We start from the raw sequence: 6,336 nt of genomic DNA on the forward strand, positions 1-6,336 counted from the left end.
TGCCAGTCCTGTTCCATTGAGGCGCTTTCAACCATCCACGGGGACGTCAGAGCCGTGCAGCGGCGTCTCTGGCATGGCCGGGCCGAGCGCGTCATCTTTCAACTATCTGAGCGAACGGGATCACAGCTTACACCGGCCTCTCGGCCGTGCGCCTGAGGCGCGACATTATGGCTGGGAGCAAAGCGGGTACGCCGGCGCACACTCCAGCGTATGTTTAGGACATGTTTGTCGGGCCCGCGACAGTCACTGTGGAGCAGGTCTTTGGGTCGTTAGAAGCTAAGCCACAGAACCTACAGGGAACTTTGGTCCACTCTCTCATCCAACCGATTGGCATTACATTTGCGTGTCGTTGAGGCGGGACTGCTGAACCGCTGGAACAGCTGCGACAAAACCGAACAATAAAATATCGGGACATGTTCTTCCCGTGTCGGAGAGGCACATCCGCGAAGCGCAATAGCTTAGTCCTTCCGCCGTAACGCGGGCCGGCAATTGCGAACAAGGCGAGCGCAAAAGGAATAAAAATGAAAAAAGTCGTTGTTGCAAAGCTTCATGGGCTTTCTGTCACTGGGGCAGATCTTGACTACCATGGCTCAATCACGCTGGATCCTAGCCTCTGCAATGAGGCAGGAATATTTCCCATGGAGTTCGTGGACATCTGGAACAAATCGTCCGGAGCGCGAATAAGCACATATGTCATCTACGGTATTAGCGGCTCTCGTTGCTGCGTGCTCAACGGAGCAGCTGCCCGGACATGCCAGATTGGGGATGAAGTAATTATTTGCTCTTCTGCATATATCCCGGAGCATAAGATCGCGGAGATCAAGCCGCGAGTGCTGACGTTCAACGGCGACAATTCGATCCGTGATCGCATGTTCTACGAAGCCGAGGTTAAGGAAGACGGGACGATCACGTTTGCCGTGCGCGACGGTTCCCCCAGAGCAGCACTCTAGCCAATTGCCGCATGCATGATCCAGTTTCTCTTCGTTCAACCGGTAATCTACATCGATACTCTCTGCAAAAAAACGAAATCGCCCTGGGATCCTAACGGCATGTACCGTTCTCATTACGCGCCACATGAACTGGAATGTACAACATACAACGGCCGAGTTAATTGAACAGGAAAGCAAGTCGAAATGAATTGGCTAATCGAACCGAGGGAACATCCGACCGACTTAGACCGCAGGGCCATATCGGATCCCCTAGAAATCTTTAGCGCTGCGAGGGCCATTCCGTACAAGCCGGATCCCATTGCGCTGCTCGTCAAGGAACTAGAAAGAGAACACACGAACGGCGGCCTCTGGGCAAACGTATATTACGATTGGATGCACGTTGAGTTGTTATTCGTTCCGCAGAAATACAGAGGCATAGGAATTGGATCGCAGTTGATAAGACATGCAGAGAATATGGCGCTTCAACGAGGATGTGTCGGCGTATGGCTGGACACTTATCAGTTTCAGGCGCCGGGATTCTATGAATCTCTTGGATATGAAAATTTTGGTTATCTGCCCAACTACCCACGGGGTTTCGGAAGGTATTTTTTTCGAAAGCAATTTGCGGATCATGATCATGTAAGAAAGCAACAGTAAGTTAGGTCCGGAAGTACAAGTGGTAATACGAACCATTTGAGACCAAAGGAGAAAGGTCCATGGGCAAAAAAGCACTCATCCTCATTGAGGGTCATTCCAGAGGCAATGGCCTAAGCTACATTCGAGGGGCCGAGCGTCTTGGTCTTTACCCCATCACTCTCGCGGCTGATCCGGGTCAATATGACTATCTTGCGGCCGAAGGAAGCAAAGCTATTCGCGCAGAGACTGGCAATCTCGACAGGCTGATCGAGGTTTGTTCTGAGTTACGCGCGACATATGAAATCGTCGGCATTACCGGGTTTTCGGGCGGTGACGAATCGGTCTATGCAACAGTTGGCAAACTTTGCAAACATTTCGATCTCCCGGGTCCGAATCCCACGTCGGTTGAACGTTGCGCCGACAAGTTTGCTCAACGTGAGCTTCTCTCGGCGGCGGGCATTCCAGTACCTGCTTATCGCTTAGCCAGGAATGAGACAGAAGTGAAACGTGCTGCTGCGGAGGTCGGTTTTCCGGTGATCGTCAAGCCCGCCGTGGGTAGCGGTAGCATCGGTGTTCGATTGTGCCGCGACGCAGGCGGACTAGTCAAACATCTGAGGAAAATTTTGAGCGAGAGTCACTGTACTACACCAAGGATATTAATCGAGGAGTTTGTACCGGGTCCATTTTATAGCGTCGAGATAATGGCCAATGAGATTATAGGGATTGTGGCCGTTGAGTTTGGCCCCGAGCCCCACTTCGTCTTCCGGCAGACGACGTTTCCGGCCCCGGTAACGGATCGGGAATATGTTAAGATTTCCGATGTTTCCTTAAGGTGCTTGCGATCTCTCGGCCTTGGTTGGGGCCCATCAAATATAGAACTCCGGTGGACGAAGTGTGGTCCGGTCGTTATTGAAGTCAATCCGCGTCTTGCGGGCGCGCTTGAGCCCCAACTGGTCCACCTAGCTTACGGCGTCGACCTGGTGATGGAGCACATCAAGCTTGTTATCGGCGCGGAATGGGATTTGCGCAGAAGGCATTCGCACACCGCAGCCGCTCGCTTTCTATTGCCGGATTGTGATGGCACCCTGGAATGGATCGACGGTGATAGTCAAGCGGCTGCCGTGCCAGGTGTTGTAGAGGTCAAGTTGGATGTAGAGCCTAAGGCGATGATTATGAGGAAGGGCGACTATCGAGACACCATCGGACACATTATCGCTGCTTCACCCAGTTGCGCTCAGACGGAGGATATACTGCAGCGCGCTGTAGATCTAATTGAGTGGTCGGTGGCTTCATTTCCGGCGTGCGGCGCAACCGCGAAATCGGCGACTCACTGAATAGCCGTAATCAATCAGATGGGCCTCACGACACGAAAGTGGGATTCGGCCTTCATGAGCGAGCTACAGAATTAGCGTCTCGCGCTCGAAAGGAAGACCCGACAGAACAATTACGCCCGTGCAGGCCATGAGCGATAACTGGCAGCGATACGAGGTCAGATGGCGACGGGGCCTCTCGCAATGGAGATGCCTTTCGACACGTCCGACTGTCAGTTTCTTCTCCCATTTCAGCTCCTCAACGTTCCCGAAGTGGAGAAAGATGTTCGTATCCACCCCGACATGTACGTGCCCCATCGACCTGCCCATTTTTGTCACAACAGCAGCGGGATGGTAGCCAAGAAACGATCCGCCACCAAGCGCCGCAACTGTCGTCAGCAAGGCTGCGACAAAAGTGTCCTCTAGATTTCCCAGGACGGCAACGTCAGCCCATCGACCCGCAGATCGAGCTTGGAGCCCCCAGTGCATTTTGAGGCATAAGTGCGCACACTGAGCTTCCAAGAAATCAATGCCGTAGCGTCGCGACGAGAGTCATGACTTCAGCCGAATTTCGACCCATAAGCCTGCGAAAGAAGGAAATTGTGGGCATAAGCCGGACAGCCGTCCCCTAGCGTGCCGGCGAGGTGAGGGCGGAGCGGCCGAAGCCGTTCGCCTCGGATCTGGGTTGCGCTGTGCGGCCTTGTCGGCTTCGCCAACCCAGCCCTTGTTGGCGGAACTCGCGGTGGTAGCGCGCTCCCATGGGGTGCGATGGCTCAGAAAGGCCGCCGAGAGAATCACAAGGATGGACGGTCGTTAAAGGTGCCAAGGTTGCCAGCGTGTCCTCTGCTCTGCTTCGAACTGGCGGCAAGGTGCGGCCTCTGACTTGCGGTCTCGCACGTGGTGTGCCAGGTCTTGATTTTGACCAAAATGAACCTTATAAGGTACATAGAATTGCAATGAAGCGGATCACCGCAGCGTTTTACGCTACAGAATCCGGCAACGAGCCCGTACGTGATTGGCTTCTGGAATTGGCGAAGGAAGACAGGGTAATCGTCGGAGAGGATATCGCCACTGTGGAGTTCGGTTGGCCAGTCGGCATGCCTGTTTGCAGGAACCTGCGTGATGGTGTGTTGGAAGTTCGCTCGACGATCAAACGAGGCAGGGTTGAAGCCAGAACGTATTTTTCGATCGAAGGACGCGGGATGTTCCTTCTTCATGGCCACGAAGGAAAGAGGGGCCAAGACGAGGCCATCAGTTTAGCCATTGGTCGCCTTCGTGACCATAAGAGGCGGCAAAGGGAAAGCAAACGCAAGAAGAAGACAAAATGAGCAGAGGCCCGGCTATGAACAGAGAAACTCATCCTTCCGTCGGCGGTACTCTCGAGGACTTCCTTGAGGGGCTTGGGGAACGGGAAGAAGTCTACGGCGCAGCGATTAAGAGGGTGCTTGCGTGGGAAATCGAGAACGCCCGTAAGCAACGCTCTCTAACCAAAAGCGAGATGGCAACCCGGATGGGGACAAGCCGCACTCAGGTCAAACGGATTCTCGACCCCCACAACGTTTCGGTGTCTTTGGATACGCTGGAAAAGGCCGCCCGGTCCGTGGGGAAGAAATTGAAAATCGAGCTCGTTGACGCGTGACTAAGGAAGCCTGACAGATCGTCTTATGAGGCGGGATCGCTCTGTCAGAAACGATCTCCACGTCCTTCACATACGCGCCGGGCAGCTGCGTTAAAAGTTCGCAACAAAACGTCCATTTTATGCAACAGAACTCACACAGGGGATCGTTTACAAAGATCGGGACCGCAGGCCCGACTTGCCAGTAGACGACAGAAATCGCTTCAAGCTCAAACCGGCCAATAAAATGTACGGCGGGATGGCAAGTGAATAGTGACCACAGTTCAATTCCAGAATATCTGGCCTGGCTCCGGTATCCTCCAGCCTCTGCATGAACCTCGCCGAGAGCGCCGGCAACACCACTTTGTCTCTCTTGGCCAGCACGACGTGAAGATCGAGATCAGGCCGGGCCAGACTATGTGCGTAATTCTCCAGGTTAAGTGGGCCCCAGGCCCTTCTGAGATCGGTCAGCTCAATCGCAGGCTCAAGGCTATCGCGTATCGATCGTGTCGCGCGGCCTATCCAAACCATGTCAGCCAGACTCCCCGCCGTCAGGAACAGTGAGGCTTTTGACACAGCCGGGTCGTGCGCAGCAATTAGCCCCGCGACCCAGGCACCCAAGCTCATACCAAGAACCGAAATCTCTCTGCAGCCTTCGCTCTTCAACCAATGTATGAGCTTTCGCCCATCCAATACCCCCTGCCTTATGGACTGGATCGTTCGCCCGAGATTGGAGCTAAGCATATAGTCGGCGTGGAGGGAGCCGGGACGGCTGCGCTCGAAATGGTAGGGCATGGCAATCTCGACAACGGTGATACCACGCCGCGAGAAAAAACTGGCAATCTGACGGTTCCGCGCGCTTGCATTCCAATGGTGAAAGATCACCATCGCCCGATCGAACGACCCGCTTTCCGTGATTTTCGCCCACACAACATTGTTCGCTGCGATATCAGTCGCAATGTCCGACGGAAATTTTAGCCACCCCTCCGTCCTTTCAAAACCCTGATCGCTCTCACTCGGCTCATCGAAAAAGGCTGGATCAGCCACGGCCTGGTCGGCAAGCACACAGAACTCCTCGACGCTTGCAATCTTCCCCGCTCCCGGAAAAGCACGGTCCGCGTCAAGGATGAAATCCGTTGTCTTCTTCCCTTCCTCACCGCGTCGCGCGCGCCGCTCATCCCAACGATCAAGCCAGCTATGATACACTGTGGTTTTTTCCTAACTCGCTCGCTCGCCATCGCTCAAATCCGGGATCGAATAGGCCGTATATCGCGAACAACACGCCAACGCCCAGAAGGATCGAAAAGCCAGCAAATGCATCGATCAGCAAGTAGCCTGTAACGAGTAACGCCACGACCACCGACATCGTCCACAAAGGCGCACGAAATCGACTTCCGACGCCTAAACGGATCGCCCCGTACAGAAAAACAACGCAGGTCGAAATAACAATAAGAAAGCTGCTGTAGTGCGTCGGCATCCTATAGGCGATCCCGTCGCTCACATCTTTGCCGCTATACAAGGCTGAAGACATATCGCCGACCACCCAAGCCACGATATTTTCTCCACGCGATGTCAGGTAAGCGCTTTGGGCCTTCATGCATATGGCGATCAGAACGCCCAAAACAGTACATCGAAAAATCCCACGCATAACCCTAAGACCGACTTCATTGGCCCTATGGCGATGGTCCGCTTCCGGCCCACTTTTCGATGCCCCGCCAATTCTCCAAAGGTCATGGACAACCGTGTAAAGCAAAATGAGGCCGACAAAGAAAAGATAAAAGCACACACACATATAGAGGTAAGCGAGCCCGGTGAACACGACCTCTTCCGGCACCGATATGAGCTC

Annotated in this window: 6 protein-coding genes and 1 pseudogene; 5 read left to right on the top strand and 2 right to left on the bottom strand. The window is 54.1% G+C overall.

Annotated features, from left to right (window positions below):
- Positions 1-521: 521 nt before the first annotated feature.
- The 5 genes from panD (at position 522) to EOA24_RS24045 (ending at position 4,514) form a co-directional block, all read left to right on the top strand.
- Positions 522-950 carry an aspartate 1-decarboxylase gene (panD, locus tag EOA24_RS24025; RefSeq protein ID WP_127410127.1) on the top strand — a complete coding sequence of 143 codons (429 nt, stop codon included), beginning with the start codon at positions 522-524 and terminating at the stop codon, positions 948-950.
- A 183-nt stretch (positions 951-1,133) separates the two neighbouring features.
- Positions 1,134-1,586, top strand: a complete 453-nt coding sequence (locus EOA24_RS24030; protein ID WP_127410128.1) for a GNAT family N-acetyltransferase — start codon at positions 1,134-1,136, stop codon at positions 1,584-1,586.
- A 59-nt stretch (positions 1,587-1,645) separates the two neighbouring features.
- Positions 1,646-2,899, top strand: coding sequence for an acetyl-CoA carboxylase biotin carboxylase subunit family protein (locus EOA24_RS24035; protein ID WP_127410129.1), 1,254 nt, complete (start codon positions 1,646-1,648; stop codon positions 2,897-2,899).
- 932 nt (positions 2,900-3,831) lie between these two features.
- Positions 3,832-4,203: a type II toxin-antitoxin system RelE/ParE family toxin gene (locus EOA24_RS24040; protein WP_127410130.1), complete on the top strand. Its 372-nt coding sequence runs from the start codon at positions 3,832-3,834 to the stop codon at positions 4,201-4,203.
- Entirely contained in the window at positions 4,200-4,514 is a 315-nt protein-coding gene (locus EOA24_RS24045; protein WP_245501844.1) for a helix-turn-helix transcriptional regulator, read from the top strand. Before EOA24_RS24040 ends, EOA24_RS24045 begins: the two co-directional genes overlap by 4 nt.
- A 147-nt stretch (positions 4,515-4,661) precedes the next feature.
- Here the strand turns inward: EOA24_RS24045 and EOA24_RS24050 are convergent, their stop codons facing one another.
- Both EOA24_RS24050 and EOA24_RS24055 read right to left on the bottom strand, forming a co-directional pair.
- Complete coding sequence (locus tag EOA24_RS24050; protein WP_127410131.1) at positions 4,662-5,696, bottom strand: dienelactone hydrolase-related enzyme; 1,035 nt, start codon at positions 5,694-5,696, stop codon at positions 4,662-4,664.
- A pseudogene (locus tag EOA24_RS24055) lies at positions 5,686-6,336 on the bottom strand (hypothetical protein); the annotation flags it as partial. The pseudogene EOA24_RS24055 and the gene EOA24_RS24050, both read right to left, overlap by 11 nt.

It is taken from the genome of Mesorhizobium sp. M2A.F.Ca.ET.039.01.1.1, assembly GCF_003998035.1.
GTDB lineage: Bacteria > Pseudomonadota > Alphaproteobacteria > Rhizobiales > Rhizobiaceae > Mesorhizobium.